The sequence below is a fragment of the Amycolatopsis sp. NPDC000009 genome (genome assembly GCF_055563465.1).
Window position 1 is genome coordinate 335,964 of record NZ_JBVHDI010000004.1, and the last position, 26,850, is coordinate 362,813.

At 69.0% G+C, this 26,850-nt stretch carries 25 protein-coding genes; 19 read left to right on the forward strand and 6 right to left on the reverse strand.

The annotated features are described in order from the left end of the window. Nucleotides 1–101: 101 nt before the first annotated feature. The 3 genes from ACZ3HL_RS15125 (at nt 102) to ACZ3HL_RS15135 (ending at nt 6,050) form a co-directional block, all read left to right on the forward strand. Nucleotides 102–515 carry a DUF5318 domain-containing protein gene (locus ACZ3HL_RS15125; RefSeq protein ID WP_465531436.1) on the forward strand — a complete coding sequence of 138 codons (414 nt, stop codon included), beginning with the start codon at nt 102–104 and terminating at the stop codon, nt 513–515. Nucleotides 516–993: 478 nt separating this feature from the next. Beyond that, entirely contained in the window at nt 994–3,375 is a 2,382-nt protein-coding gene (locus ACZ3HL_RS15130) for a transglycosylase domain-containing protein (protein WP_465421448.1), read from the forward strand. 161 nt (nt 3,376–3,536) lie between these two features. Continuing rightward, nucleotides 3,537–6,050, forward strand: coding sequence for a transglycosylase domain-containing protein (locus ACZ3HL_RS15135; RefSeq protein WP_465421275.1), 2,514 nt, complete (start codon nt 3,537–3,539; stop codon nt 6,048–6,050). Here ACZ3HL_RS15135 and ACZ3HL_RS15140 read toward each other — a convergent pair whose 3' ends face one another. Continuing rightward, nucleotides 6,051–7,100 carry a Gfo/Idh/MocA family oxidoreductase gene (locus ACZ3HL_RS15140; RefSeq protein ID WP_465531438.1) on the reverse strand — a complete coding sequence of 350 codons (1,050 nt, stop codon included), beginning with the start codon at nt 7,098–7,100 and terminating at the stop codon, nt 6,051–6,053. Between the two features lie 55 nt (nt 7,101–7,155). Between ACZ3HL_RS15140 and ACZ3HL_RS15145 the strand changes: the two genes are divergently transcribed. Then, complete coding sequence (locus ACZ3HL_RS15145) at nt 7,156–8,235, forward strand: ROK family transcriptional regulator (protein WP_465531440.1); 1,080 nt, start codon at nt 7,156–7,158, stop codon at nt 8,233–8,235. 102 nt (nt 8,236–8,337) lie between these two features. Continuing rightward, the gene (locus ACZ3HL_RS15150) at nt 8,338–9,885 is read left to right on the forward strand and encodes a glycosyltransferase family 87 protein (RefSeq protein WP_465531442.1); all 1,548 of its coding nucleotides are present in this window, start codon (nt 8,338–8,340) and stop codon (nt 9,883–9,885) included. On the opposite strand, the gene ACZ3HL_RS15155 is transcribed toward ACZ3HL_RS15150, so the two are convergent. The 3 genes from ACZ3HL_RS15155 to ACZ3HL_RS15165 all read right to left on the reverse strand — a co-directional run bounded on the left by ACZ3HL_RS15155 (nt 9,842) and on the right by ACZ3HL_RS15165 (nt 11,622). Next, nucleotides 9,842–10,177: a hypothetical protein gene (locus ACZ3HL_RS15155; protein WP_465414165.1), complete on the reverse strand. Its 336-nt coding sequence runs from the start codon at nt 10,175–10,177 to the stop codon at nt 9,842–9,844. The two genes, ACZ3HL_RS15150 and ACZ3HL_RS15155, sit on opposite strands and share 44 nt — an antisense overlap. Before the next feature lie 44 nt (nt 10,178–10,221). Continuing rightward, entirely contained in the window at nt 10,222–10,731 is a 510-nt protein-coding gene (locus ACZ3HL_RS15160) for a hypothetical protein (RefSeq protein ID WP_465414167.1), read from the reverse strand. A gap of 117 nt (nt 10,732–10,848) precedes the next feature. Beyond that, nucleotides 10,849–11,622 carry a deoxyribonuclease IV gene (locus ACZ3HL_RS15165; RefSeq protein ID WP_034314318.1) on the reverse strand — a complete coding sequence of 258 codons (774 nt, stop codon included), beginning with the start codon at nt 11,620–11,622 and terminating at the stop codon, nt 10,849–10,851. A 118-nt stretch (nt 11,623–11,740) separates the two neighbouring features. Between ACZ3HL_RS15165 and ACZ3HL_RS15170 the strand changes: the two genes are divergently transcribed. The 12 genes from ACZ3HL_RS15170 to dnaB all read left to right on the forward strand — a co-directional run bounded on the left by ACZ3HL_RS15170 (nt 11,741) and on the right by dnaB (nt 22,755). Then, nucleotides 11,741–12,538, forward strand: a complete 798-nt coding sequence (locus ACZ3HL_RS15170; protein WP_465531444.1) for a hypothetical protein — start codon at nt 11,741–11,743, stop codon at nt 12,536–12,538. 124 nt (nt 12,539–12,662) lie between these two features. Beyond that, complete coding sequence (locus ACZ3HL_RS15175; protein WP_465531446.1) at nt 12,663–13,547, forward strand: hypothetical protein; 885 nt, start codon at nt 12,663–12,665, stop codon at nt 13,545–13,547. A gap of 101 nt (nt 13,548–13,648) precedes the next feature. Beyond that, on the forward strand, nt 13,649–14,533 hold the full coding sequence (locus ACZ3HL_RS15180; protein WP_465531448.1) for a hypothetical protein: 885 nt from the start codon (nt 13,649–13,651) through the stop codon (nt 14,531–14,533). Between the two features lie 117 nt (nt 14,534–14,650). Further along, nucleotides 14,651–14,971 carry a 30S ribosomal protein S6 gene (rpsF, locus tag ACZ3HL_RS15185; protein ID WP_016338288.1) on the forward strand — a complete coding sequence of 107 codons (321 nt, stop codon included), beginning with the start codon at nt 14,651–14,653 and terminating at the stop codon, nt 14,969–14,971. A 17-nt stretch (nt 14,972–14,988) separates the two neighbouring features. Next, the gene (locus ACZ3HL_RS15190; protein ID WP_007032318.1) at nt 14,989–15,495 is read left to right on the forward strand and encodes a single-stranded DNA-binding protein; all 507 of its coding nucleotides are present in this window, start codon (nt 14,989–14,991) and stop codon (nt 15,493–15,495) included. A gap of 77 nt (nt 15,496–15,572) precedes the next feature. Continuing rightward, nucleotides 15,573–15,821, forward strand: coding sequence for a 30S ribosomal protein S18 (gene rpsR / locus ACZ3HL_RS15195; protein ID WP_005168122.1), 249 nt, complete (start codon nt 15,573–15,575; stop codon nt 15,819–15,821). 12 nt (nt 15,822–15,833) lie between these two features. Next, nucleotides 15,834–16,289 (forward strand): 50S ribosomal protein L9, encoded by a 456-nt coding sequence (gene rplI / locus ACZ3HL_RS15200; RefSeq protein ID WP_005168124.1) that lies wholly within the window; start codon nt 15,834–15,836, stop codon nt 16,287–16,289. Between the two features lie 141 nt (nt 16,290–16,430). Next, entirely contained in the window at nt 16,431–16,835 is a 405-nt protein-coding gene (locus tag ACZ3HL_RS15205; protein ID WP_465414175.1) for a hypothetical protein, read from the forward strand. Continuing rightward, complete coding sequence (locus ACZ3HL_RS15210) at nt 16,835–17,434, forward strand: DUF3558 domain-containing protein (RefSeq protein WP_465414177.1); 600 nt, start codon at nt 16,835–16,837, stop codon at nt 17,432–17,434. The genes ACZ3HL_RS15205 and ACZ3HL_RS15210 overlap by 1 nt, the downstream gene beginning before the upstream one ends. A 3-nt stretch (nt 17,435–17,437) precedes the next feature. Further along, on the forward strand, nt 17,438–18,772 hold the full coding sequence (locus tag ACZ3HL_RS15215; RefSeq protein WP_465414180.1) for a PPE domain-containing protein: 1,335 nt from the start codon (nt 17,438–17,440) through the stop codon (nt 18,770–18,772). A gap of 97 nt (nt 18,773–18,869) precedes the next feature. Further along, the gene (locus ACZ3HL_RS15220; RefSeq protein WP_465414182.1) at nt 18,870–19,667 is read left to right on the forward strand and encodes an ESX secretion-associated protein EspG; all 798 of its coding nucleotides are present in this window, start codon (nt 18,870–18,872) and stop codon (nt 19,665–19,667) included. 475 nt (nt 19,668–20,142) lie between these two features. Continuing rightward, entirely contained in the window at nt 20,143–22,755 is a 2,613-nt protein-coding gene (dnaB, locus tag ACZ3HL_RS15225) for a replicative DNA helicase (protein WP_465531637.1), read from the forward strand. A gap of 155 nt (nt 22,756–22,910) precedes the next feature. On the opposite strand, the gene ACZ3HL_RS15230 is transcribed toward dnaB, so the two are convergent. Both ACZ3HL_RS15230 and ACZ3HL_RS15235 read right to left on the reverse strand, forming a co-directional pair. Next, nucleotides 22,911–23,690: an alpha/beta fold hydrolase gene (locus ACZ3HL_RS15230; RefSeq protein WP_465531450.1), complete on the reverse strand. Its 780-nt coding sequence runs from the start codon at nt 23,688–23,690 to the stop codon at nt 22,911–22,913. 23 nt (nt 23,691–23,713) lie between these two features. Continuing rightward, nucleotides 23,714–24,883: an FAD-dependent oxidoreductase gene (locus tag ACZ3HL_RS15235; RefSeq protein WP_465531452.1), complete on the reverse strand. Its 1,170-nt coding sequence runs from the start codon at nt 24,881–24,883 to the stop codon at nt 23,714–23,716. Nucleotides 24,884–24,952: 69 nt separating this feature from the next. On the opposite strand from ACZ3HL_RS15235, the gene ACZ3HL_RS15240 reads away from it, so the two are divergent. Then, complete coding sequence (locus tag ACZ3HL_RS15240) at nt 24,953–25,636, forward strand: TetR/AcrR family transcriptional regulator (protein ID WP_465414189.1); 684 nt, start codon at nt 24,953–24,955, stop codon at nt 25,634–25,636. Nucleotides 25,637–25,673: 37 nt separating this feature from the next. Then, on the forward strand, nt 25,674–26,849 hold the full coding sequence (locus ACZ3HL_RS15245; RefSeq protein ID WP_465531454.1) for a serine hydrolase domain-containing protein: 1,176 nt from the start codon (nt 25,674–25,676) through the stop codon (nt 26,847–26,849). Nucleotide 26,850 lies beyond the last annotated feature (1 nt).

Here is a 26,850-nt window from a genome sequence, read left to right on the forward strand (position 1 = left end):
CATCGGACAGTTATCGAATCGTCGGCGTGTCCGACCGCGTACGGACCGTCCCGCCGACAACGGGGCGTGGACCACACAGGAAGAGCCCGTACTCTGTTGGCGTGCGAAACCAGCGGCAGGTCGTGGACTACGCCTTACAGCGGCGCGCGCTGCTCAAGGGCGTCCACTCCGGACGGGTCGGCACATACGACGTCTGCGACGCGGGCCCGTACCTCCTCCGCGCCGCGAAATTCCACGGCCGACCAGGCGATCAGGACTGCCCGGTCTGTCGTCGGGAGGAACTCACCCTGGTGTCGTGGGTGTACGGCGACGAGCTCAAGCACGCGGCCGGATCGGCCAAGACGCCGGAAGAACTGGTACGGATGGACGGGCACTTCGCGGAGTTCACCGTCTACGAGGTCGAGGTCTGCGGGAGTTGTCACTGGAACCACCTGGTGCGGTCCTACGTCCTCGGGACAGGAGATCCGGGAACCACCCGGCCACGGACCCGCTCGCAGAGGACAGCGGGTCAGTGACAGGTATCGAAAACGCAGTTGAGCACAGAGCGGCGTCCCCCGAAGCGCCGGTCTGGGAGGCCCATTCGTGAACGACGACCGCAATCGCTCCTGGCCTGGCCAGGAGCCTGATGCACCTCGCCGTGCCCACTGGCCGGGCGAAGACGAACCCGGCTGGCCGAGCGAAGAACCGCCGCGCCGCCCCCAGCGCCGGACTCCCCCGAACGGCATGCCCCGCTCGGCGAACCCGCGTCCGGCCGGCGGCCCCCAGTGGCCCGGTGGTGACGCCGGTGGCCCCGAGTGGCCCTCCGACAACGAACCGCGCCGTCCCGCGCCGCCGCGCCGCCCGAACGGCATGCCCCCGCGCAGGCAGGGACCCCCGCCGCCGCCCGGTGGCCGTCCCGCCGAGCGTTCCCGCCAAGGCGCCGCCGGGCACCGCCCGCCGCCACCCCCGCCCGGAGACCGCCGTCCTCCCGCCCCGGCCGACGAGGCGACCGCGATGGTCCGGCCGGTCGAGCCGGAACCGTACGAGCGCGAGCCCGCGCTCATCACGCATCACGCGCACAACGGCACCGAAGACCCGTACGGCTACGACCCGTACGACGACCGCTATGACGATCGTCACCCGAGCGCCGCGTTCGGCGCCGAGGGCGAAGACCCGTACGACGTGGACGATGGAGCGCCCGCCGACGACGAGAACGGCAAGAAGGTCCTGACGCCGAAACAGCGCAAGAAGCGCCGTTGGCGGATCGTCCGCCGGGTCCTCTACGCCATGTTCGGCCTGTTCGTCGTGGTGCCCGCGATCGCGTTCGTCATCACCTACTTCCTGGTGGACGTCCCGTCGCAGGAAAGCGTCGCGAGCCTGCAGAGCCAGCCGATCACGCTGATGTACGCCGACGGCAGCCCGATGGGCAAGATCGCGCCGGCCAGCGGCGGAAGCCGGTACCTGCTGAAGCCCGGCGAGGTCCCGGAAGTGGTCAAGAAGGCCGTGTACGCGGCCGAAGACTCGTCGTTCGAGACCAACTCAGGTTTCGACGTCGGCGGCATCCTGCGCGCGGTCTACAACAACGTCACCGGCGGCCAGGGCGGCGGTTCGACGATCTCCCAGCAGTACATCAAGAAGGCCACGGCCAACGAGGCCCCGACGCTCACCCGTAAATGGACCGAGCTGGCCAAATCCTTCAAGATGAACAACCAGATGTCCAAAGAGGAGATCATCACCGCCTACCTCAACACCATCTACTTCGGCCGCGGCGCGAACGGCATCGAAGCGGCCGCGCAGGCCTACTTCAAGAAGCCGGCGAAGGAGCTCAGCGCGTCCGAGGCCGCCCTGCTCGCCGGGCTGATCCAGGGTCCGAGCCGGTCCGAGAACGACGCTTACGCGCAGCGGCGCTGGAACTTCGTGATGGACCAGATGGTGTCGAACAAGTGGCTCGACTCTGGTGAGCGTGCCGCCGCGCAGTTCCCGAAGCCGATCCCGAAGGCACAGGCGAAGGCCGACAACGCCGGGACCATGAGCCTGCACATCCGCAACCGGGTGATCGACGAGCTCGAAGCCCGCGGCTACGACCAGGACCGGCTGCACCAGGGCGGTTACAAGATCACCACGACGATCGACCCCAAGGCGCAGAAGATGGCCGAGGAATCCGTCGCCGAGGGGATGAAGGGCCAGACGGACGAGAACATCCTGAACGCGCTGGTCGCGATCGACCCCAAGACGGGCGGCGTGGTCGCCTACTGGGGTGGCCCGGACTGGACGAAGAACGACAAGGGGCAGGACGTCCAGGCCATCGACTGGGCGAACGTGCCGCACAACCCCGGTTCGGCGTTCAAGGCCTTCGACCTGGCCGCGTTCCTCAAGATGGGCAAGGGACTCGGCGAGACCTTCGACGGCACCAACAACCGGAAGTTCGACGGCCGCACGGTCCGGAACGCGGGCGAGAGCTCCAGTTGCGGTCCCCAGTGCACCGTCGCCGAGGCGATGAAGATCTCCGCGAACACCGTGTTCTACGACATGGTCCGCAACGAGACCAAGGTCGACCCGGTGGCGAAGGCCGCGAAGGAAGCCGGCGTGATGGTGGAGGCCGACGGTGGCAAGGCGAAGCTGAGCCCCGACATCAACATCGCGCTCGGCGGTGGTGGCACGGTCACCACCGCGGAGGACATGGCGGCCGGGTTCGCCACGTTCGCCGGTGAGGGTGTCCGGCAGAAGCAGCACTTCGTCGCCAAGCTGACCAACGCCCAGGACGAGGTCGAGTTCGACGAGACCGCTCCCAAGGGGTCCCCCGCCTTCAGCGACGACGCCGACAAGAGCAAGCAGATCGCGGGCAACGTCACCGACGCGCTCGAAGAGGTCATCCCGTACTCGAAGCTCAAGTGCCCGAAGAACCACGATTGCGCGGGCAAGACCGGGACGCAGCAGTACGACCCGCAGAAGGACGACCCGGCGAGCTACCGCGAGCGCAACGCGCAGACCTGGATGGTGGGCTACACGCCGAGCATCTCGACCGCGGTGTGGGTCGGCGGAGACGGCAACAAGCCGCTGCACGACAAGAACAACAAGCCGGTCTACGGCCGGACCATCGCCGGTCCGATCTGGGAAGACTTCATGTCCCGGTACATGACCGGCAAGCCGTCGGAGAAGTTCGACAGCGTCAAGGCGATCGGCAAGGACGCGCGGTACGTGCCGACGACGACGGCGCAGAAACCGCCGCCGACGACGACCACACCCGAGACGCCGACGACCACCCCGACGCCGACGACGCCCACCGAGCCGACCGAGACGACGCCGACGAAACCCACCAAGCCGACGAAGCCGAGCTGGACGAGGCCTGGCCCGGGGACTTCGGATCCGTTGTTCCCGAACGCCGAAGATCCGTGACGTTGGGGCTGAACAGGTGCTGAAAGGTGTGCCGGGGCGAGCGCCCGGCACACCTTTTTTCTTCACACCGATGAACCTCAACCGATCCGATACGTCTTAACTAGAAGGAGACCTGCGACCGCAGGACCGCGCTCACCACGGAAGGTTCGGAGGACGTCCCAGTGAACGACGATCCCCACGGCGGATGGCCAGGTCAGGACCCTGACCCCGCACGTCGTCCGCAACGCCCGGCCGGACCGCCCCGCCGCCCCGCCGGTCCGCCCCCCGGACACGGGCAGCGGCAGGGCCCCCCGGGTCAGGCGCCGTGGCAACGCCAGGGGCCGTCCCAGCAGCAGCCGCCGCCACCGCGCCGTCCGCAGCGGCCACCGGTCGCGCCGCAGCACGAGCCGGACCTCATCACGCATCACGAGCACAACGGCACCACCGACCGCGGCTACGACGAGCCGTACGACGATGAGCCCTACGGCCCGGAGACCGACGAGAACGGGAAGCCGATCCTCACCCCCGCGCAGCGCAAGAAGCGCAGGTGGAGACGGATCCGGCGGGTGCTGCTCGCACTGTTCTGCCTCTTCGTCGTCATCCCGGCGATCGCGTTCGTGATCACCTACTTCGCGGTCGACGTGCCGTCGCCGCAGTCCATCGCGGCCACGCAGGGCCAGGCGGTGACGTACTACTACGCCGACAACACCGAGATGGGCAAGGACGTCCCCAAGGGCGGCAACCGGCAGATCCTGACGCCGGAGCAGATCCCGGACATCGTCAAGAAGGCCGTGATCGCCACCGAGGACGCCTCCTTCGAGACCAACTCCGGCTTCGACGTCGGCGGTATCCTGCGCGCGGTCTACAACCAGGTGACCGCGGGCAAGGGCGGTGGCTCGACCATCTCCCAGCAGTACATCAAGGTCGCCAGCGGGGAAGACGAGTCGTCGCTCGCCCGTAAATGGACCGAGCTCGCCAAGTCCTTCAAGATGAACCAGACGTACGAGAAGAAGGACATCATCTCGGCGTACCTGAACATCATCTATTTCGGGCGCGGCGCGTACGGGATCGAGTCGGCCGCGCAGGCGTTCTTCGGCAAGCCCGCGGGCGAGCTGAACGCCTCCGAGGCGGCGCTCCTCGCCGGGCTCATCCAGCAGCCGGGCCGATCGGAGAACCCGAAGGTCGCGAACGAACGCTGGAACGTCGCGCTGAACCGCATGGTGCAGAACGGTTTCCTCTCCGCGGCGGACCGCGCGAACCTGCAGTTCCCCACGCCGATCCCGCAGGAGGACAAGCAGCAGGCCGGGGTGGTCAACCCGTTCATCCGCGACAAGGTCATGGACGAGCTCGCCGCGAACGGCATCACCGCCGACGTCTACTACCGGGGTGGCTACAAGGTCTACACGACCATCGACCCGAAGGCGCAGGCCGCGGCCGAGCAGGCGGTGGCCGACGGGATGAAGGGCCAGACCGACGAGAACCTGCTCAACGCGCTGGTCGCGATCGACCCCAAGACCGGCGGGGTGAAGGCGTACTACGGTGGCCCGTCCATCGTGAAGGGGCCCAATGGCAAGGACCAGAAGGGCCGCGACTGGGCGAACACACCGCAGAACCCCGGATCGTCGATGAAGCCGTTCGACCTCACCGCGTACATGCAGATGGGCAAGGGCGGCATCAACTCGACGTTCGACGGCTCCAACAACCGGCAGTTCGGGAAGCAGACGATCCGGAACGCCGGTCCCGGCAGCTCGTGTTCGGCGCAGTGCACGGTGTCCGAAGCGATGCAGCGCTCGGCGAACACGGTGTTCTACGACATGGTCGTGAACGTGACCAAGCCCGGGCCGGTGGCGCAGGCCGCCAAGGACGCCGGGGTCAAACCCGCCCCCGAAGGCGTCTCCGAACTGTTCGCCGACAACAACATCGCGCTCGGCGGTGGCAAGACGGCCGTCACCCCGGAGGACATGGCCGCCGCGTACGCGACCTTCGCGGGCGAGGGGCAGCGACGGGACAAGCATTTCATCGTCAAGGTGACCAACTCGCAGGACGAGGCCGCGTACTCGGCTCCCGAAGAGGCGAAGCCGGCGTTCTCCGACGACGCCGACAAGAGCAAGCAGATCGCCGGGAACGTCACCGAGTCGCTCAAGGGTGTCATCCCGTTCTCGAAGCTCAAGTGCCCCAACAACCACGAGTGCGCCGGCAAGACCGGAACCCAGCAGCACACGTACCGGCCGGGCGAGCCCGCGTCGGCGAAGGACGCCAACTCGCAGACCTGGATGGTCGGCTACACGCCGTCGATCTCGGCCGCGGTCTGGGTCGGTGGCGACGGTGACAAGGCGCTGAAGGGCAAGAACGGCAAGTCGATCTTCGGTTCGACGATCGCCGGGCCGATCTGGCAGAAGTTCCTTTCCCTGTACCTGAACGGGAAGCCGGGGGAGCGCTTCGAGAAGGTCAAGATCATCGGCGGGGACGACAGCAACAACGTCCCGTCGACGCAGACCCCGCCGGACGACGAGGAGGGCTCGACGGAGACCGGCACGCCGTCGACCGGGCCGTCCACCGGGTCTTCTTCCTCGCGGAACGAGGAAGAAGAGACGTCCAGTTCACGGAACCCGCCTTCGTCGAGCCAGAACAACGGCGGCGAAGAAGAAGGCGGCAACGGGCCAGGCCGGGGCGGCGGCAGAGGTGACAACGAATAGCTAGAGGGTGACGACGCGCCGTTCGGCACCCGAACGGTGTGCGGCTTCGATGACCCGGAGCGCCTCGACGGCGGAGGCCGGATCGACCGGGAAGCCGCCCTTTCCGAGCAGCGCGTCGCGCACCCGCGCGTAGAAGTCCTCGTACCGGCCGACCTCGGTGGGCACGGTTTCGACGTCGTCGTTCACACCGAGCACGCCGGCGTCCGACGACGGTTCGACACCCCAGCCGGGGTCGCCGGGCCGCAATCCGTCCTTGATCTGGGGCTCCTGGACGTCGAGGCCGTACTTCGTGAAGGTCGCCTTGTCGCCGAGCACGCGGAAGCGCGGGTTCCGGGTGCCGGCGAGCGCGGACGCCCACAGATGCGAGCGCACCCCGTTGGTGTGCTGGAGTGCGACGAAGGCGTCGTCGTCGACGGACACCCCGGCGCGGCGCCTGTCGACCTCCGCGTAGACCTCGGAGACCGGGCCGAACAGCTGCAGCGCCTGATCGACGATATGCGCGCCGAGGTCGTAGAGGAGGCCGCCCGCCTCGGCGGGGTCGCCGAACTCGCGCCAGTTGTCCCGCGGCTTCGGCACCCAGCGGTCGTAGCGTGACTCGAAGCGGAAGACGTCACCGAGACGTCCGGTCTCGAGGACCTTCCGGACGGTGAGGAAGTCCGAGTCGAAACGGCGGTTTTGGAAGACCGTCAGCCCGACACCCTTGGCCTTCGCCGCTTCGACGACCTTCGCCGCTTCGGCCGCTGTCGGCGCGAAGGGCTTGTCGACGACGACGGGCAAGCCCGCCTCGATCGCCCGAAGCGCGAGCGGAACGTGCGTGCGGTTCGGCGTGCTGACGACGACCAAGTCCAGCTCGCCGGCCTTCGCGAACAACGCGTCCGCGTCCGGCAGCACGTCGGCGGCCGGATAGTCGGTGCTCGCCTGCCCGGCCCGGTCCGGGTTCGAGGTGACGATGGCGGCCGGGGTCAGCCCCGGTGTCGCGTCGACCAGGGGCGCGTGGAAAACGCGTCCGCCGGTGCCGTATCCGAAGATCCCCACTCGCAAGTCAGCCATGACCCCATTAAACAACAGTGTTGCGTAATCAGCCAGTCATGGCAGGATGCGCGCTATGCCGGAGACCGGGGTCAATCTGCGCGGCCTGCGCCAGCACAATCGGACGCTGCTGCTCACGCATATCCTGCGCGCGGGCGGCCTCAGCCGCGTCGAACTCGCCGAACGCACCCGGCTCACCCAGCAGGCCGTCTCGAAGATCGTCCCCGAACTGCTCGAAGCAGGCCTGCTGGACGAGGAACGCCAGGCCGCGTCCGGCGTCGGCAAGCCGCGCACCCTGCTGCGCGTCCGCGCGAACGCCCGGCACGCGCTCGGCGCCCAGCTCGACCGGGACTCGTTCCGGGTGCTGATGACCGACCTGACCGGGAAGATCATCGCGTCACGCGGCGGGGCGCTGCCCCCGGGATTCACCCCCGACCAGGCCGTTTCCGCCCTCGGCGAAGCGACCGAAGCGCTACTCGACGGCGTCGAGCGCGAAGGTGTCCTCGGCCTCGGCGTCGGCAGCGTCGGCCCTCTCGACCACCGCGAAGGAGTCGTCCGGGACGCCACGAACATGCCAGGCTGGCACCACGTCCCCCTGCGTGACCTGCTCGCGAAACGCACCGGACTGCCTGTGCGGCTCGACAAGAACACCAACGCCGCCGCCTTCGCCCAGCACTGGCCGGAGGGTGCCGAGGCCGCGACCGCCGTCGTGCTCGTCGGCACCGGGATCGGCGTCGGCCTGCTGATCGACGGCAGGCTGTATCGCGGGCCGCGGACCAACGCGGGCGAGTTCGGGCACACCACGCTCGCCTTCGACGGACCGCGCTGCGCGTGCGGCCGCCGCGGCTGCGTCGAGGTGCTGCACAACGCGGCGGCCACCACGGAAGAGGCGGCGGGCCTGCTGGCGATCGGGCTCGCCGACCTCGTCCAGGTCCTCGACCTCGAACGGGTCGTGCTGACCGGGCGGTCGGTCCGCGCGGAGCCCGAGGTCTACCGCGACACCGTCGCGGCGCGGCTGCGGGAGCTGCTGCCGTTGCCGCACTGGCAACGGATCCAAGTCGATCTCGACGAGATGGGCGACGACGTCGTCGCGTTCGGCGCGGCGGCGGAGGTGCTGGCCGGGTTCTACGACGGCGGCGACGGCGTTTTCGCGTGATCGAATGGCCGACACGCGTGATCGGACGGACGACACGCGTGATCAGGTGGCCGACACGCGTGTCCAGACGGACGACACGCGGCAGGCGCTAACATCCGCCACGTGCCCGACCAGACGCCCCAGCCCGAGGCTCCGCTCTCCCTCACCCCCGGCGAGCGGGTCATCCCGAGCTGGAACGAACCGCTCGTGGCCGCGGCCACCCGGCCGATCGGCGGCCCGCTCGGCGAGCACGCGGCCGTGGGCCGGCATTGGTTCTGGTCACCGCAGCGGGTCGGGCTGCTGCTGGCCTGTCTCGCGCTGGTGCTGTCGTGGTTCGGCAAGGCGTCGTGCATCCAGGAGTACACCGACGACTCCGGGACCCATCAGCTCGACTGGCGGGCGGGCCGCCCGTTCGTCGCGATGTGTTACTCGGACATCATCCCGCTCTACAGTTCCGAGCGGCTGAACGATCCGGACACCTTCCCGTACGTGACTTCGTGGACCGAAGACGCGGGAACGGCGAAGGAGACCACGCGGTACATGGAGTACCCGGTCGCGACCGGGCTGTTCCAGTGGATCAACGCGAAGATCACCGAAGCGTGGCTTTCGGTCGCGAAATCGGGCTGGCTGCCCAGCGCGCTCCCGGTGGCCGTGTACTTCAACATCTCCGCGCTCTGGCTCGCGCTGGCCTGGCTCGTCACGGTGTGGGCGACCGGCCGATCGCTGAAACGCCGCCCGTGGGACGCCGCGCTGGTCGCGATCTCGCCGCTGGCGCTGGTGCACGTCTTCACCAACTTCGACGCCATCGCGACCGCGTTCACCGCGACCGCGCTGCTCGCGTGGGCCCGGCGCCGTCCCGAGGTCGCGGGCCTCCTGCTCGGCCTCGGCGCGGCGGCGAAGCTGTATCCGCTGCTGCTGCTCATCCCGTTGTTCTTCCTGTGCCTGCGCGCGGGCAAGGTCAAACAGTGGGCGCTCACCACCGGCCTCGCCGCGGCGACGCTCGTCGTGGCCAACGTCCCGTTCGCGCTCGCCGCGCCGACCGGCTGGTGGGAGTTCTTCCGGCTCAACACGGCGCGCCCGATGGATCCCGACTCGCTCTACAACGTGGTCTCCCACTTTTCCGGCTGGGCCGGTTTCGACGGGAAGCTCGCCACGGGTCAGACACCGGTCGTGCTCAACGCCGTCGTCGCGGTGCTGTTCCTCGCCGCCTGCGCCGGGATCGGGTACGTGGCGATGAAGGCGCCGCGCCGTCCGCGGCTCGGCCAGCTGGCCTTCCTCGTGGTGGCCGCGTTCCTGCTGACCAACAAGGTGTGGAGCCCGCAGTATTCGCTGTGGCTGGTGCCGCTGGCGGTGCTCGCGATCCCGCGCTGGCGGCTGCTGCTCGGCTGGATGATCCTCGACGCGCTGGTCTGGGCGCCGCGGATGATGTACTACCTCGGCGTCGACAACAAGGGCCTGCCCGAAGACTGGTTCCTCGGCACCGTCGTCGTCCGCGATCTCGCGGTGGTCGGCCTCTGCGCGCTGGTGATCCGGGAGATCTACCAGCCGCGCGGAGACCTCGTCCGCGCCGCCGGGGACGACGATCCGATCGGCGGTTTCCTCGACGGCGCCCCCGACGCGCGCACCGTCAAACGCGCTTCAGCACCTCGGGCCCAGGACGTTCCAGCCTGACGTGCTTCCCGAAGTCCTCGGCCCCGAAGTCGTCGATTCGCACGATGACGGCTTCGGGCGACGTCTCGACCAGACGACAGCTGACCCAGTCGTCACCCTGCTTGACCGACCAGCGCTCGGCGAGGATGGCCAGCCCCTCGGCCTCCAGCAGCGCGACGGAGTCGTCGAAGGCGGCGGGCCCGCCGAGCGGGTAGCCGAAAACGGTCAGTGCCTGCCAACGGGTTTCCGGCGCGGGGACGACGTAGCCGACGTGCTCGCCGTCCTCCGCCCGGTACACGGTCCGATTCTTCATGCGGCACAGGTTCGACCCTCCCGCGGCGTGAGGGTCAAGCCGATTCAGCGCACGACGTAGCCACCCGTACTCGTCTGGAAGAACGGGATCGGGGCCGTGCAGAGAAGGACGTCCTGCTCGAAGCCCCCGACGGCCCAGCTCCAGCCGATCCGGTCGTGACCGCCCGGCACGTCCCGCACCGAGAAGCCGACCCGGCGCCCGACCAGGTTCACCGGGAAGCCGGGGATGTCGGCACGTTCGATCACGCCGGTCAGGACGGCGAGGTCGCCGTCACGCGAGACGCAGTCGACCTTGCCGTCGAAGTCGGCGAACGGCTTTCCGTCCTTGGTCAGATGATTCACGTGGAACCGGCCCGACGACTTCCCGGGCTCCCCGAACGCGGCGAAATCGAAGCGGACCGGGTCGCCCTCGAAACCGGGGAACGGCAGCGGTCCGCCCGCCGATCCGATCACGACCGAGCCGGACGACGGAGCCGCCGTCGCCTGCGTCGCCCCCAGCGTTCCCGCCGCGACGGCGAGCACGGCGACCGCGGCGATCTTCGACCTGATGTTCATGGCTTCCCCTCCAGCACCGGGTGTTTCCCGGTCTCGAGGTCGAGCCTTTCGCGATCGGCGTGCCCGGCCCTCCCGCCTGGGAGGGAACGCTCTCCCTCCCAGGTTCGAGAGCGGATGTCAGGCGACGCGTTCCCGGACGTAGGCGATGTCCGCGGCCTGTCCGTCGGCCGGGGTTTCGACGACCACCGGAGCGCCGGCCTCGGCCGCGACCGCGACCAGCACCTCGGGATCGATCGTGCCGTCACCGCCGACGACGTTGGCGTGCCGGTCGCGGGTGGAACCGAACTCGTCACGCGAATTGTTGAGGTGCACCAGATCGATCCGGCCGGTGATGGCCTTGACCTTCTTGACGGCCTCGGTCAGGTCCCAGCCCGCCGCGTACGCGTGGCAGGTGTCGAAACAGAAACCCGCGCCGAATTCGCCGACCTTGTCCCAGAGCCGGGCGATCGTGTCGAGGTCGCGGGTCATCGCGTTGTCGCCGCCCGCGGTGTTCTCGATCAGGATCGGCACGGCGAAACCGCCCTTTTCCTGTTCACGCTCGAAAAGCTTGCGCCAGTTGACGAGACCTTCTTCGACGTCCTCGCCCGCACCGACGTGGCCGCCGTGCACGACGAGCCCTTTCGCGCCGATCGCGGCGGCGCCGTTCGCGTGCTGCGTGACGTTCTTCCGCGACGGGATACGGATGCGGTTGTTCATCGACGCCACGTTGATCAGGTACGGCGAATGGATGAACACCTCGACCGGCGATTCCTTGATCGCCTCACCGTGCGGGTGGGGTTTGGGAGCCTTCCAGCCCTGCGGGTCGGAAAGGAAGAACTGGAGGACTTCGGCTTCACGCTCGGCGACCGCGGCCAGCGGATCGTCGTCGCGGACATGGGCACCGATTTTCATGTTGGCAAAGTACTACTGGACATTTCCCCACGGCACGGGCCAGTCGGTCACGCTCGTGGGGTAGCGTGAGCGCGTTCCGTTAAACCGCGTGGGTCCTGAGGGGCGGAGGACGAACTCGATGGGGAAGACTGCCGGGCGGATCACGGCTTGGGGATTCGCGCTTTCGGTCACGGCCGGACTCGCGTTCCCGATGACCGCGACGGCCGCCGGGGAACCGAATCCGACCCTTTCCGGCGACTGCGCCGCCACGCTGCAGAACGGGAAGTCCGCCGACGGACTGGTTCTCGACGCGGGCGCACCGCTGAATTCGCCCGAGGCGCTGACGGTCGGCCTGGATTCGAAGGCCAAGACCGCCGAAGGACGGAAGCCGCTGCTTTCGCTGCCGGTCGGCGATCTGGTCAAGACCACCGGCCTCACCGACAACGCGGTCGGCGACCTCGCCGCGCAGGGCGTCTGCGAACCCGCGCAAGGCACGGTGAACGCGGTCGGGAATCTGACGCAAGGCGTCACGAAGGACGTGCCGCCAGTCGTGACCCCACCGTCCCCGCGGCCGCCGGAAGACCCCCAGCCGCCGCAGCCTCCGACGCCGGGCCCGGGTCAGCCCGGTGGCCCGGGCAGCGAACTCCCGGTGCAGACCGGTCCGGGTTCCTCCACCGGCATCGGCGGCGACTCGATCGCCGGCCTGATCGGCAACGCGGCGCTGCTCCCCGGCAGCTTCGTCCAGGCGCCGGTGATCACCGAGATCATCCCCGGCGAGGTGCCACCGCCGACCGTCGACGAGAAGGACGCGGGCAACGCGCAGGCCATCCAGGCGCCCGTCGCCCCGGCCAAGCTGCCGCTGCTGCTCGCGGTCCTTGCGCTGGCCGTCGTCGCCGCGGCTCTGGTCCGCGCTTGGCTGCGGGGCAAGCCCGCCTGATCTTCACCGTAAGTGACGCCCGCTTCCACTCGAATGCCTGACCTCTTCGAGTGAGCGGGCGTTACTCGTCTCCATTAGCGTCGTTATCCGGGTAGGTGACCCCGACGACGGAGGAGTCGAAGGCATGCGCGAACGGACACGGAGGGCGACCGCCCTGGGTGCGTCGGCCTTCATTCTCGCGGGCTCGGCCGCCCTCGCCATGCCCGGTACGGCCGCCGCCGAGACCAAGACCGCGACCTGCGGGGGATCGGTGACCGCCAAGACCGGCGACATGATCCTCGGCAAGACCCCGTTGCTCGGTATCCCGCTCAACCTCGGCCAGGCCGGCCCGGTCTCCGGGGTGCTCACGGGCACGATCAACGCGCTGCTCGGCACGGTCTGCAAGGTGACGGTGACCGTGGTGAACACCGTCGTCGCGCCGGTCCCGGTCGTCGGCGCGCCCGCCGCGGAGGCGCTGAACGGCGCCGTCAGCGGCACCCACGAAGCCCTGACCGGCGGCGGCAAGCCCGCTCCCGGAACCCAGCCCCAGCCGGAAAAACCCGCTCCCGGCACCCCCGGCAGCGGTGGCCCCCAGACGGGCGGGCCGGGCGCTCCCGCGCAGGGTGGCGCTCCGGCGGGCGGCATCCCGGCGGCGAACAGCCCGCTGCTGCCCGGCACCTTCACCCCCAACTTCGGCAGCCTGCCTTGGGGGATCAGCACGGGCTACGCCCCGATGCGCGACTACAGCTCCATCCCGATGGCGACGGCCGGTCTCTTCAGCCCGTCGCCCGGCCTCCGGTACGGCGGCCAGATCCCGGGTTACGCGCCGCAGTTCGGCATCGCGACCGAAAACCAGAACGGCAACCCGGACGTCCAGACCGCAGGACAGGCCGAAGCGCTACCGAGTGTGAGCGACGGATTCACCCAGGACGGGAAACTGCCGCTGCTGATCGCCGTTTTGGCACTCTCCGGAGTCAGCGCTGGCCTCGTCCGCACCTGGGTGCTCCGCCGAATGGCCGCTACAAGTTAGTCCTACCGCCTAGTATCTTTCGGGTCACTCCCTCGTTATCCCCGTTGCAGTGATTCCTGACGCACTGCCACACGCCCCCACCGACCCGGAGGAACGCGCCCGTGCGGAAGACCACCATCTGGCAGACCACCCGCAAGGCGCTCACCGTCACCGCACTCGCGACCATGGTCACCGGTGGCGCGCTCCTGACGGCGGGTACCGCCTCGGCGGCCACCACGCTGGCGAACGCGTGCAGCGGCACCGTGAACGGCGGGATGGGCGACACCGTCGCGATCACCGGCACCTCGGTCAAGGAACTGGTGCGGGCGGGCGCGCGGGAGGCGGGCACGCTGGCGCTCTACGACGTCGCCGCGAACGACATCGCCAAGGTCAACAAGATCGACCTCGGCACGGTCCCGAACGCCGCGGGCGGTTCGATCGACGGCAAGGCGATCGGCGCGGCGGTTCGCCAGGCGGTCAAGGACACCAAGTCCTGGGGCCTCGGGCTGAACCCCGAAAAGACGCTGAACTCCATCGAGCACAAGGTCGCCGGCAGCTGCGGCCTGACCACGGTCGCGACGAACTACGTCGCGCCCACCCTGCCTGCCCCGGGCACCACGGCCCCGCAGCACGGCGGCAACGGCGGCGGCACCAACGGCCTCCCGGCCTCGCCGAGCCTGCTCCCCGGCGGCAGCAACGGCACCGGCTACGCCCCGCCGCGCGACTACGGCAACCTGCCGGTCGCGCAGCCGGGTGTCGCGGTGGCGCCGGGCGTGCGCTACCCGGCCAACAGCCCGCTCCCCGGCGAGGGTGCCCCGCAGTACGGCACCGACGGACAGGCCGGGCAGGGCGGCCCCGACGTCCGCAACGCGGGCAACGCCGAAGCGCTCGCTACCGACGGCCTGCCCGGCGGAGACGTCCAGCTGCCGATGCTGCTCGCCGTGCTCGTGCTCGCCGGTGTGACCGCCGCACTGGTCCGCACCTGGGTCCTGCGCCGCGTCTCCTGACCGCCGGGAGCAGAAGGGCCGGGAGCAGAAGCGTCGGCACCGCCAGGTACGCTTACCTGGACAAACCCTCCTGCCACGGACAGTCCGTGGCCGCGAGCCCATAGGAGGTGAGTGGTTGTGTCACGCCATTACGAGGTAATGGTCATCCTGGACCCCACGCTCGACGAGCGTACGGTGGCCCCGACCCTGGACAACTTCCTCAACGTGATCCGCACTTCGGGCGGAAGCGTCGAGAAGGTCGACGTCTGGGGCCGTCGCCGGCTGTCCTACGAGATCAAGAAGCACGCCGAGGGCATCTACGCGCTGCTCGACCTGAACTCGACTTCGGAAGCGGTCAAGGAGCTGGACCGTCAGCTCTCCCTGCAGGAGACCGTGCTCCGCACCAAGGTCATGCGCCGCGAGATCAAGCGCGCCGCGACCGCCGCCGCCAAGGCCTGAGCCGAAGGACTTTCCCGATGGCTGGAGACACCGTCATCACGGTGATCGGCAACCTCACGTCCGACCCGGAGCTTCGCTTCACCCCTTCCGGTGCGGCGGTCGCGAACTTCACGGTCGCGTCCACCCCGCGCACGCTGGACCGTCAGTCCGGCGAGTGGAAGGACGGCGAGGCCCTGTTCCTGCGCTGCAACATCTGGCGTCAGGCGGCCGAGAACGTCGCCGAGTCGCTGACGCGTGGCGCGCGTGTCGTCGTGCAGGGGCGCCTCAAGCAGCGGTCTTTCGAGACCAAGGAAGGCGAGAAGCGCACCGTCGTCGAGCTCGAGGTCGATGAGATCGGCCCGTCGTTGCGCTACGCCACCGCCAAGGTGAACAAGGTCAGCCGTGGCACCGGTGGCGGTGGCGGCGGCTTCGGTGGTGGCGGCGGCGGTGGCCAGTCCGGCCCGCCCGCCGACGACCCGTGGGGTTCCGCCCCGCCCGCCGGTGGCGGCGGTGGCGGCGGTTTCTCCGACGAGCCGCCCTTCTGATCAGGCGATCCACCGCGGGCGAGAGCTCCGCGAGACGCCGCGAGACAACCACTACGTAGAAATCCAGGAGAAATACCGTGGCCAAGCCACCCATCCGCAAGCCCAAGAAGAAGGTCTGCGTGTTCTGCAAGGCCGAGAAGAAGGGCCGCCCGGAGAACATCGACTACAAGGACACCAACCTGCTTCGGAAGTACATCTCCGACCGCGGGAAGATCCGTGCCCGTCGCGTGACCGGCAACTGCAGCCAGCACCAGCGTGACATCGCCATCGCGGTCAAGAACTCCCGCGAGATGGCGCTGCTGCCCTACACCTCGACCGCACGCTAAGGAGGCACGTCAATGGCGAAGATCATTCTCACCACCGACGTCGCCAACCTCGGTGGGCCCGGCGACATCGTCGAGGTCAAGGACGGCTACGCACGCAACTACCTGCTCCCCCGCGGCTACGCCATCGTGGCCACCAAGGGCGCGGAGAAGAACGTGCGCACGATCAAGCGGGCGCAGGAGAGCCGTCGCATCCGCGACCTCGACCACGCCAAGGAGATCAAGGCGACCCTGGAGGGCCTCGGCGCCATCCAGCTGAGCGGCAAGGCGGCCGAGGGCTCGAAGAAGCTCTTCGGTTCGATCACCACCGCCGAGATCGTGGACGCGATCAAGGCCGCGGGTGGCCCGCTGCTCGACAAGCGCGTCATCGAGCTGAAGGACCACATCAAGACCGTGGGCAAGCACTCGGTCGGCGCCCGTCTGCACCCCGACGTCCGCGTCGACGTGCGGCTCGAGGTCAAGGCCAAGTAACACCGCTTCGGCACAGGGCGGGACGTCTCCATTCCGGAGGTGTCCCGCCCTTTGCTTTACGGGGAACCCCATCATGCCGGGTCACGTCTTAGGATTGACTCGACGTCGAGGCACGGGGACTCAAAAGGGGATCAGGAACCAATGGCTTACGACAGCAACGCCGAGCAGAACCGGCAGGAGAAGGTCACGGTCTCCGCGCCGGCCAATCCTGACAAGCCGACGTCGGGCGGGGGTGGCGGCGGGTTCACCTTCGACAAGGACAAGATCGACGGCATCATCAAGAAGTGGACGGATCTGCAGGTCGAGCTCAAGAGGGACTACGCCGACGCGAACCTGATGGCGAACGTCAAGGCGCCGGGCAAGGAGTTCGCGAGCGGCGACTGGGAGAAGCTGGCGAACCCGTCGGGCAAGGCGTTCCTGGAGCAGAACCAGAAGATGCAGGACTACGTCAAGAACTACATCGACCAGCTGACCGCCGCCAAGCAGAAGATCGCCACGAACGAGGCCGAAACGCAGGCTTCGCTCAACAAGCACAAGGCCGTGTGATGCGACGTTCCCTCGTTCTCCTCCTCGCCGCGGGCGCGCTGGTCGCCGGCTGTTCGGGCACCAAGAACGGCACCGCCTCTTCGGAGCCGTCCTACACGACCGGGGCCGGCGCCCCGAGTGCGTCGAGCGGCTCGTCCGGCTCCGCGCCCAAGGTGTCCAACCCGTTGAAGACCTCGTCGATCGAGAACGACGCCTGCTCCGCGCTTTCCGCGGCGAAGCGGACCGAGCTCGGTCTCGGCGAAGGCGAACAGCGGACCACGAGCGTCGGTCCCGGCTGCTCGATCTTCGCCGCCGAAGACCGGCTTAACCAGATCGAGATCAGCCCGGTGCTCGCGAACAAGAACGGCCTCAGCGACGTCTACGACACGAAGGCCAACGACGAGTACTTCGAGCCGACCGAGGTCGCCGGGTACCCGGCGGTGTACGCCGCCGCGGTCGACGGCCGCAAGAGCGGCAAATGCGGCCTCTTCGTCGGTGTGACCGACCAGCTGGCCGTGAACATCCTGGTGCAGTACGACAACGGACCGGGCGCGAGCGATCCGTGCCCGGTCGCGCTCAAAGTGGGGGAAGCGATGATCGAGACGTTGAAGGAGGGCTGACGCGTGTTCCTGCTGCCGATCATCGCCGGGTACTCGGCCTACAACCTGGCGACCACGAAATCCGGCGACTTCGAAGCGTCGGGCGGCGATCGCAAGATCGACTGCTACCACATCTGGGAGAAGATCGTCACCGGTCCGGGGACCGGGTCGATCCAGGAGGGCCAGGCCGCGGCGACCCGGCTCAAGGCCGGTTACCAGGAACGGCTGACCACCATCGACAACCTGTCGAAGGAGATGGACGCCGCCTGGACCGGTAAGAGCGCCGAAGCCGCGCAGCAGTCCGGCGCGCATCCGCTGCGGGCGTGGATGGAGGACTCCGGCAAGAAGCTGGTGGACTCCGACAAGTACCTCGGCGAGCAGAACACCGCTTTCACCACGGTGAAGGCGAAGGTGCAGCAGGTGCCGAAGGAACCGCCGAAGAACAACCTGCTCAACTCCATCACGCCGTGGACCACCGACACCGACCGCGCGATCCGGGACTACAACGACAAGGGTCAAGCGAACGTCGACGCGTTCAACGAGTACTTCAAGGCCAGTTCCGAGAACGGCAAGAAGCTGCCCACCTACTCCAAGATGGAGGGGCAGAACACGAACGTCGACGTCAACGGCGGCGGAAGCGGCAAGGACAAGGACGGCAACGGGAACGGCCAGGGCGACCGGAACGGGCACAACGGGATGCCGGGCATCTCGACGCCGCCCGGTTCGATGCCGAGCATCCCCGGTTCGGGCACGCCGAACATCCCCGGTTCGAACATGCCGGGCATCGGCACGCCCGGGTCGAACCTCCCGGGCAGCAACCTGCCGGGATCGAACCTTCCCGGGTCGAATCTGCCGGGCTCGAACCTGCCCGGTGGGCAGTACAACCCGAACATCCCCGGCAGCAACTACAAGCCGCCGTCCTGGGACGACGGGACGAACGCGTCCGGCTACACCCCGCCGAAGATCCCCGGCGCCGGCGGCTTCGGCCCGGGTGGCGGCGGAGGCGGTGGCGGCGGCTTCGGCGGTACCGACATCCCCGGCGCGGGCGGCTTCGGCCCGGACGGTGGCTTCGGCCCCGGGTTCGGTCCCGGTGGCGGGAGTGGCGCGGCCCTGCCCGGCAACGCGGGGGCGATGGGCGGCGCCGGCATGGGCGGCGGCGCGGCCGGTTCGGGTTCCGGTGCCGGGGCGGGCCGTGGCGCCGGCGGAATGATGGGCGGCATGGGCGGTATGGGAGCCGGTGGCGCCAGGGGCAAGGGCGGCGAGGACGAGGAGCGCAGCTCCAAATTCCTCGTCGGCGACGACCCCAACGAGATCTTCGGAACCGACGAACTCACCGCACCGCCGGTGATCGGCGAGTAGTCGTCACGAGCGGGCCGGGCGCGTGCCAAGATTGGGGCGCGCCCGGCTTGTCTTGTTCCGGGCTGGACGAACAAAGAACGACTAGGGGGCAGTTCCGGTGCTGGACAAGCAGGTCACGATCACGACCGGCACCCTCATCACGCTGATCCGCCGCCGCGGCGGTGAGCCGCACACGATCCTGTCGGAAACGCCGACCTGGTTCGACGAGGACGCACAGCGGGCCGAGGACGAGCGGACGAACGAGGAGCTGGCGAGCCAGGGACTCTTCGGCGCGCGGGGGCTGCACCCCGGGTTCAAGGCGACGCTCGAGGCGATCGCCAGGCCGTCGCTGGAGTACTACGGCTGGGTCGACGGCGGGTTCGAGGGGAAGGCGCTGAGCTTCACCCTGCTCGCGGGGAGCGCCGGCGGAGAGGGCTTCGTCCTCGCGCGGCACAGCGAGCACGATGGCATCGCGCTCGCTTCGGTGCGGCCGGAAGAGCTGCTCACCGAGTTCCTCGACCAGATCCCGAAGCTCGCGCCGGGGCGCGGGCGGCCGGTCGCCGTCCCGAAGAGCCAGGTCGAGGCACCGCGCTCTTCGTCGACTGCGCAGGAGGAAGGCTTCGAGGTCCTTCGCAGCGGAAGGCAGAGCGCCGGCAGCCAGGAGGCCGACGAGCTTCGCCGCATTCTCGCGTTACGCCGTTTGGGGAGTGGAAGCCTCTACGTCGCGGCCCGCGGCCGGAGTGGCGCGCGGCAGCGGATCGAACGTCCGGTGAACTACATCGATACGTCCGAAGGCCGGTGGCTGACCGAAGAGGTACCGGGGAGTGGCGAGCCGAGGATCGCCTTCACGCCCGCCGACCAGCAGATTCTCGGAGAACGACTACGGAGCGCACAGGGCAGGTTGTTCGCGTCCTGAATTCCGCTCCGTTCAGCCGGGCGGACGACCCCTCTACTCTCCGTGTCATCCATCCACAGGGCACACCTGTGCGGCCGCGTGCGACACGCCGAACGACGAGTTTTGCCCGACACGCCGTGGCGAGTTGAATAAAGTTCTCCACAGTGTCTCCACAGGCCCTGACCAGCACTTTTGTCAGACCATCCCATCGTTGCCCACAAGTTGTACACAGGCTTCGGCCCACCTGTGAAGGGTTGCCCCCAGTCATCCCCAGGTTGTCCACAGGGCGGTCCCCAGGCGAAATTGCGCTCGTCCTTTCGGGGGGCCTACCGTGCCCGCCGGACCGGTACGCACCGTGGTGGTCGTCCGGCCGAAAAGGGGAGCACAGGGGAGCGCCGGACGCCGCGGGAGGGGCAGGCGGACGCGGACGGACCAACCGGGGAAATTCTGGCATAATCGAACGCGTGTTCGATGTCTTGAGGAGGTGGCAGCAGCGGTGGCGCTGACCGACGACCGCAATCCGATGTACGCGGAGTCCGACCCGGGTCCCGGCGACCCCGGTCCGCGTGGCGGCGAGTACGACCGCCAGCCTCCGCAGGACATCGCGGCCGAGCAGTCCGTGCTCGGCGGCATGCTGCTGTCGAAGGACGCCGTCGCCGACGTCATCGAAGCCCTCGGTCCCGACGATTTCTACCGGCCCGCGCACCAGGCGATCTACGACGTAATCCTCGACCTCTACGGCCGCGGCGAACCGGCCGACCCGATCACCGTCTCCGCCGAACTGGAGCGCCGAGGCGAGCTGGGCCGGGTCGGCGGCGCGCCGTACCTGCACACCCTGATCGCGACGGTGCCGACGGCGGCGAACGCCGGGTACTACGCCGAGATCGTCTCCGAGAAGGCGGTGCTGCGGCGCCTGGTCGAGGCGGGCACGCGGATCGTGCAGTACGGCTACGGCGCGGCCGCGGCCGACGGCGCGAACATCGACGAGGTCGTCGACCGCGCGCAGGCCGCGATCTACGACGTCACGGAGCGGCGCACCAGCGAGGACTACGTCGCGCTGGAAGAGCTGCTCCAGCCGACCATGGACGAGATCGACGCGATCGCGTCGCGCGGCGGGCAGTCGCAGGGCATCCCGACCGGGTTCGCCGATTTCGACGATCTGACGAACGGTCTGCACCCCGGCCAGATGATCATCGTCGCGGCGCGGCCCGGTGTCGGGAAAGCGCTCGCGCTGGACACCCCACTGCCCACTCCCGAGGGCTGGACGACCATGGGCGAGGTTCAGCCCGGTGACAGGCTGATCGGCGCGAACGGCCGCCCCACGACCGTGGTCGCGGCGACCGAGGTCATGGACGGCCGCCCTTGTTACGAAGTCGAGTTCTCGGACGGCACGGTGCTCCTCGCGGACGCCGAACACCAATGGCTGACCGACACGAGGTCGTCCCGCCGCTCGGCGGCCGGGCCGGCGGTGCGGACGACCGAAGAACTGGCGGCCACGCTGCGCTGTGAGACGGCGGACAAGCGTGCCAACCACTCGATCGCGACCACGGCACCGCTGCAACTGCCTGAACGCGAACTCCCGCTTCACCCGTACGCGCTCGGAGCCTGGCTGGGTGACGGCCACTCGGCCAGTGCGCGCTTCACCACGGCGGACCCGGAGATCATCTGCTACCTGGAGGGGGAAGCGGGCCTCCTGGTGGAACGCCGTGGCGAAATGTCGTACACCCTTCGCCTGGTTCCGCCGGATCCGGTGGAGTACCGGCGTTGCGAGGTCTGTGGCGAGCCGTTCCTTCCCCATACCTCCCAGGTGCGGACGTGCGGCCGGTCCTGTGGCGGCAAGGTGCGTTTCCAAAGCTCCCCGGTTCCCGCGCCGGCCTGCCCCGACTGCGGGCGCCCGTCGTCAGGCATGCGGCTTTGCCAGACCTGCCGCAACGAACACGGCAGCGTGCAGGCGATTCTTCGCACGATGGGCGTACTCGGTAACAAGCACATCCCGGTGGAGTATCTGCGGGCATCGGTCGAACAACGCCGCGCGCTGCTGGCCGGGCTGCTCGACACCGACGGCACCGTCACCCATTCAGGCGCGGTTCAGTTCGCCGTGACGAGCAAGGTGCTCGCCGAGCAGACCAGGGAACTGATCGTCAGCCTCGGGTACCGCTGCGCGTTCACGACCAAGAAGGTCAAGGGGCGCAGCGAAGAGACCTCGACGGCGTACATTCTCGGCTTCACCACCCAGGACCGGGTGTTCTGGCTGCAGCGGAAGCACCTCGAGCAGAAGGAACGCCTCACCAACGTCCGCGTCCGGCCACACCTTCGCTACGTCGTGGACGTCCGCCCCGTGGCCTCCGTCCCGGTGCGATGTGTGGAGGTCGACGCGCCGGACCATCTCTACCTGGCCGGACGATCGATGGTCCCGACCCACAACTCGACGCTCGGGCTGGACTTCGCGCGTTCGGCGTCCATCAAACACGGTCTGACCAGCGTGATCTTCTCGCTGGAAATGAGCAGGACCGAAATCGTCATGCGCATGCTCTCGGCCGAGGCTCGGATCCGCCTGGCGGATATGCGCGGTGGCAAGATGTCCGACGACGACTGGACGCGGCTCGCGCGCCGGATGAGCGAGGTCTCCGAGGCGCCGCTGTTCGTCGACGATTCGCCGAACATGACGATGATGGAGATCCGCGCGAAGGCCCGGCGGCTCAAGCAGCGCAACGACCTCAAACTCGTCGTCCTCGACTATCTCCAGCTGATGACCTCGGGCAAGCGCGTCGAGTCGCGGCAGCAGGAGGTCTCGGAGTTCTCGCGGCAGATGAAGCTGCTGGCCAAGGAGATCGAGGTCCCGGTGATCGCGATCAGCCAGCTGAACCGTGGTCCCGAGCAGCGGACGGACAAACGCCCGATGCTGTCCGACCTTCGTGAGTCCGGCTCGCTTGAGCAGGACGCGGACCTCGTCATCCTGGTCAACCGCCCCGACGCCTGGGAGCGGGACGACCCGCGTGCCGGCGAGGCGGACCTGATCATCGCGAAGCACCGTGCCGGGCCGACGGCGACGATCACCGTCGCGCATCAGCTGCACTACAGCCGCTTCGTCGACCTGTCACACGACTAGCGGCGCAAGAGAAGGGCCCCTACGCGAACGCAGGGGCCCTTCGGACCTGGCCCGGCTCGAACGGGCAGCCTCCCCCTCCGACTGCGGACGCGCCCTTACCGGGTAGGCGCGCCTAGGGCAGGTTCGCCTCAAGCCTAAGCGATGGCCGCCTTTCGTCAGAGCAGGAATTCGAAGACGTCCTTGGTGAAGCGGCGATCGCTCATCACCGTGTGGTGCCGTCGTCCCGGATAGACCTTGAGATCACCGCGGCGGGTCTTGTCGGCCACTCGCTCGGCGAGTTCGAGCGGGTACAGGGCGTCCTGCGAACCGGCGATCACCAAGGTGGGCGCGGTGATCTCGCCGAGCCGGTCTTCGATGTCGAACGCGTCCTCGGCCCGCAGCATGGCGACCATGCCGTCCGGGTCCGCCGGGCGGCCGGAGGCCAGGCCCAGCAGCCCGGCCAGCAAAGCCCGTCCGGGCAGGGAGTCCGCGACCGTGGGTGCCAGCGCCATGGCCGCGGCCCGGGGCCGTCCGGCGGCCAGCAGATCCGCGTACCGGCGCTGGACGCGACGGCCTTCCGCGCCGAGCCGGGTGCCCGTGGCGCCGACCACCAGCCGTCGCACCAGGCCGGGATGGTCGACGGCGAACTGCAGCGCGAGGCTACCGGCCGTGGACACGCCGAGGACGTCCACCGGGCGATCGAACCGCTGCCGTAGCTCCTCCGCGTGGTGGGCGGCGAGATCGGCCATGGTGACGCCGGGCCGGAGTCCCGGCCGCCTGCCGACCGTCAGCACGGTGAACCGCTCGGCCAGCGGTTTGAGGGATCGCACCTCCGCCCAACGGGCGAACCCGGTCGGGTTGGCCGAGTCCGGCAGCACCGCCCGGAAGACCACGAGCGGGCTTCCCGTGCCGAATTCGAGGTACGGGGCGCCACCCGCCAGAACTCCTTCGCGCATGGGTCACTCCCGCTCCTCTTCGACTATGAACGAAATGATTTTCCGTTCCTAGCATCTCGGCCTCGGTCCGGTTGGAAGAACGCGAGCATTTTCCGGGCGGCGTCCGGCGCGGTCAGGAGTTCGTGGACCCGCGCGGACATCCGGGCGGCGGCTTCGGCGCGATCGAACATCTCGCGTTCGTAGTCCTTGACGGCGGCGGGGAAATCGCCCGGGTGCGCGGCCAGCGCGAGGCCGAGCAGGGCGCCGTCGAGCAGGGCCAGGTTGGCGCCTTCCCCCACCGGCGGCATCAGGTGCGCGGCATCGCCGAGCAGGGTGACGTCCGGTGCCGACGGCCAGGTCAGGCCGACCGGGAGAGCCGCGATCGACCGTGGCACCACCACGTCGTCGCAGGCCGCGATCAGCGCGATGAACCGGGCGTCCCAGCCGTCGAGTTCCCCGATCAGCCACGCCCGGGCGGCGGCCGGATCGTCGAGCGGCATCCCGGCGGTGGCGAACCAGTCCTCGCCGGTGCCGTAGAAGCTGAGGCCGACGCGCACGGTGCCGTCGCCGTTGCGCTGAGCCGCCAGGGATTTGCCGTCGCCGAGCGCCCAATAGGTGCCGCGCCCGACCATCGCGGCGAGGTCGGGATGGGTGCGGTCGACATCGGGAATGCGGAGTTCGACGAAGTTGTGGCCGAGATGCGCCGGGCGGGCGTCGGTGAGCAGCGGGCGGACGCGGGAATGCGCGCCGTCCGCGCCGACCAGCAGGTCGTACGTCGCGGTGCGCCCATCGGCACTGTGCCCATCGGAAAAATGCAGGACGCCGTCTTCGGCGGATTCGAAGGCGTGTCCCCAGCGCACCGTGTGGCCGGGGAGGGAGTCCAGCAGCAGATCACGCAGGTCGGCGCGGTCGACCTCGGGTCGCTCGAACGGCGCGTCGTCGGGCGTGTCCTCCCGTAGCAGCAGGGTGCCGTCCGGTTCGAGGAGCCGCATGTCCTGGCCCTCGCCGCGGGCGATCGCGGAGAACCGGTCGAACAGGCCGGCTTCGCGCAACGCCCGCTGGCCGGTGTCGGCGTGGATGTCGAGCATGCCGCCTTGACCGCGGGCGTCGCGCGACGATTCACGTTCGTAGACGACCGCGTCGATGCCTTTGACGTGCAGAACCCGGGCGAGGGCCAAGCCGCCGAGGCCCGCTCCGACGATGGCGATGGTCATGATCCCACTCCTTCGATACACCGTATTGATCAATACACTGTATCGAACGATGCGGTGTATTGTCGCCGCATGGTGGTGTGGGAGCGGCCGGAGCCGCCGAGTCGTCCGGCGCTGGCCCCGCTGAGCCGGGAGCTGATCGTGCGGGCGGCGATCCGGCTCGCCGACGCGGACGGCCTGGACGCGGTGTCGCTGCGCAAGGTCGCCACCGCGCTGGACGTCGGCCCGATGCGGCTGTACGGCTACATCGAGAGCAAAGAAGAGCTGCTCGACCTGATGGTCGACGCCGTACACGCCGAGATCCGGCCCACCGGCGAAGGCTGGCGGGAGGTGCTTCGGTCACTCGCGAATGCCATGCGGCACGCGGTCCACCGGCACGAATGGCTCGCCGACCTGCTCGGCGGCAGGCCCCAGCTCGGGCCGCACGCGCTGGCCACCTCGGAGGCCGTGCTGGCGGCGCTGGGCGACGTCGGGGTCGACTCCGCGATGCCGGTGGTCTCGGCGGTCAACGCGTACACGATCGGCGCGGTGCGCCGGGAGATCGCCGAGCGCCGGGCCGAACGGGCCACCGGCATGGACGAGAAGAAATGGCAGGCCACGCTCGGCCCCTACCTGACGCGGACCTTCGCCACCGGCAAGCTCCCCGCGCTGGCCAAGGTCGTGCGCGACGCGGTCCACCTTGACGCCGACGAGACCTTCCGCGCCGGCCTCGACTTCCTCCTCGACGGCATCGGAGCCCGCGTGTCAGCGCCGTGACCGTCCCGTGTCAGTGCGGTCCGCGAACGTGATCGCCATGACCAAGACACTGAAGACCTTCCGCCGCATCGGCCTCACCGCGCTGGCCGCCGCACTGCTGACGGGCGTCGCCGTGCCGACGGCCTCCGCCGGGCAGGACCGGCCGGAATTGCGTCAGGTCGCCCAGGAATTCGTCGACGCCGGGTTCGGCGGGATGCAGGTGCGCGTCCGCGACGAGCGAGGCGAATGGACCGGCAGCGCCGGGGTGCGCGAGCTGGGCGGGACCGCGAAACCGCCGACCAACGGCCACTTCCGCGTCGGCAGCACGTCGAAGAACTTCACCGCGACCCTGGTGCTGCAGCTCGTGGCCGAGGGCCGGATCGGGCTCGACACCCCGGTCGCCGGTTTTCTTCCCGAGTTCGGGCTGGATTCGCGGATCACCGTGCGGATGCTGCTGCAGCACACCAGCGGGCTGTTCAACCACACCGGCCAGTACCACCCGGACGGCACGGTCACGCCGGGAATCCCGTGGGCGGGCAAGGAATGGGTGGATCTGCGGTTCCACACCTACCGGCCGGAGGAGCTGGTCCGGCTGGCGGTGTCCAAGCCCCCGGTCTTCGAGCCGGGCGGCGGCTGGAGCTACTCCAACACCAACTACGTGGTGGCCAGGCTGCTGGTGGAGAAGCTCTCCGGCCGTCCCTTCGCCGACGAGCTGGCCCGCCGGATCCTGCGGCCGCTCAAGCTGCGCGACACCTTGTCGCCGGGCGCGTGGGCCGGGATGCCCAAGCCGTACGCCCACGCCTACTACCGCTACGAAGACGCCGGGCAGTGGAAGACGATCGACGTCACCCACCAGAACCCGTCCTGGATCTCCAGCGCCGGCGACATGATCTCGACGACCAAGGATCTCCAGACGTACTTTTCCGCGCTGCAGAGCGGAGAGCTGCTCCCGGCCCGGCTGATGGCCGAGATGCGCGAGACGCACCCCGGCAGCGAAAGCCTGTATGGCTTCTACGGTCTCGGGCAGTTCACACAGGACTTGGGTCCAGGCTGCGGCACCATCGTGAACCACAACGGCAGCAACAACGGTTACGCGGCGATGATGTACAGCTCGCTCGACGGCAGCAAGACGCTGACCGCGTCGGTCACCGCGGGCGATTCCGAGAAGGACCCGCTGCCGTCGTTCCCGGCGGCGCTGGACAAGCTCGTCCGGACGGTGTTCTGCGGCAAGTGAG

Excerpts from the sequence above, each read along its gene's own strand:
- ACZ3HL_RS15165 (WP_034314318.1), bottom strand. The coding sequence starts at position 11,622 with ATGAAAATCGGTGCCCATGTCCGCGACGACGATCCGCTGGCCGCGGTC.
- ACZ3HL_RS15240 (WP_465414189.1), top strand. The coding sequence starts at position 24,953 with ATGGTGGTGTGGGAGCGGCCGGAGCCGCCGAGTCGTCCGGCGCTGGCC.
- ACZ3HL_RS15210 (WP_465414177.1), top strand. The coding sequence starts at position 16,835 with ATGCGACGTTCCCTCGTTCTCCTCCTCGCCGCGGGCGCGCTGGTCGCC.
- ACZ3HL_RS15190 (WP_007032318.1), top strand. The coding sequence starts at position 14,989 with ATGGCTGGAGACACCGTCATCACGGTGATCGGCAACCTCACGTCCGAC.
- ACZ3HL_RS15170 (WP_465531444.1), top strand. The coding sequence starts at position 11,741 with ATGGGGAAGACTGCCGGGCGGATCACGGCTTGGGGATTCGCGCTTTCG.
- ACZ3HL_RS15140 (WP_465531438.1), bottom strand. The coding sequence starts at position 7,100 with ATGGCTGACTTGCGAGTGGGGATCTTCGGATACGGCACCGGCGGACGC.
- ACZ3HL_RS15145 (WP_465531440.1), top strand. The coding sequence starts at position 7,156 with ATGCCGGAGACCGGGGTCAATCTGCGCGGCCTGCGCCAGCACAATCGG.
- ACZ3HL_RS15235 (WP_465531452.1), bottom strand. The coding sequence starts at position 24,883 with ATGACCATCGCCATCGTCGGAGCGGGCCTCGGCGGCTTGGCCCTCGCC.
- ACZ3HL_RS15160 (WP_465414167.1), bottom strand. The coding sequence starts at position 10,731 with ATGAACATCAGGTCGAAGATCGCCGCGGTCGCCGTGCTCGCCGTCGCG.
- ACZ3HL_RS15175 (WP_465531446.1), top strand. The coding sequence starts at position 12,663 with ATGCGCGAACGGACACGGAGGGCGACCGCCCTGGGTGCGTCGGCCTTC.
- ACZ3HL_RS15230 (WP_465531450.1), bottom strand. The coding sequence starts at position 23,690 with ATGCGCGAAGGAGTTCTGGCGGGTGGCGCCCCGTACCTCGAATTCGGC.
- ACZ3HL_RS15130 (WP_465421448.1), top strand. The coding sequence starts at position 994 with ATGGTCCGGCCGGTCGAGCCGGAACCGTACGAGCGCGAGCCCGCGCTC.
- rplI (WP_005168124.1), top strand. The coding sequence starts at position 15,834 with ATGGCGAAGATCATTCTCACCACCGACGTCGCCAACCTCGGTGGGCCC.
- ACZ3HL_RS15205 (WP_465414175.1), top strand. The coding sequence starts at position 16,431 with ATGGCTTACGACAGCAACGCCGAGCAGAACCGGCAGGAGAAGGTCACG.
- ACZ3HL_RS15245 (WP_465531454.1), top strand. The coding sequence starts at position 25,674 with ATGACCAAGACACTGAAGACCTTCCGCCGCATCGGCCTCACCGCGCTG.
- ACZ3HL_RS15155 (WP_465414165.1), bottom strand. The coding sequence starts at position 10,177 with ATGAAGAATCGGACCGTGTACCGGGCGGAGGACGGCGAGCACGTCGGC.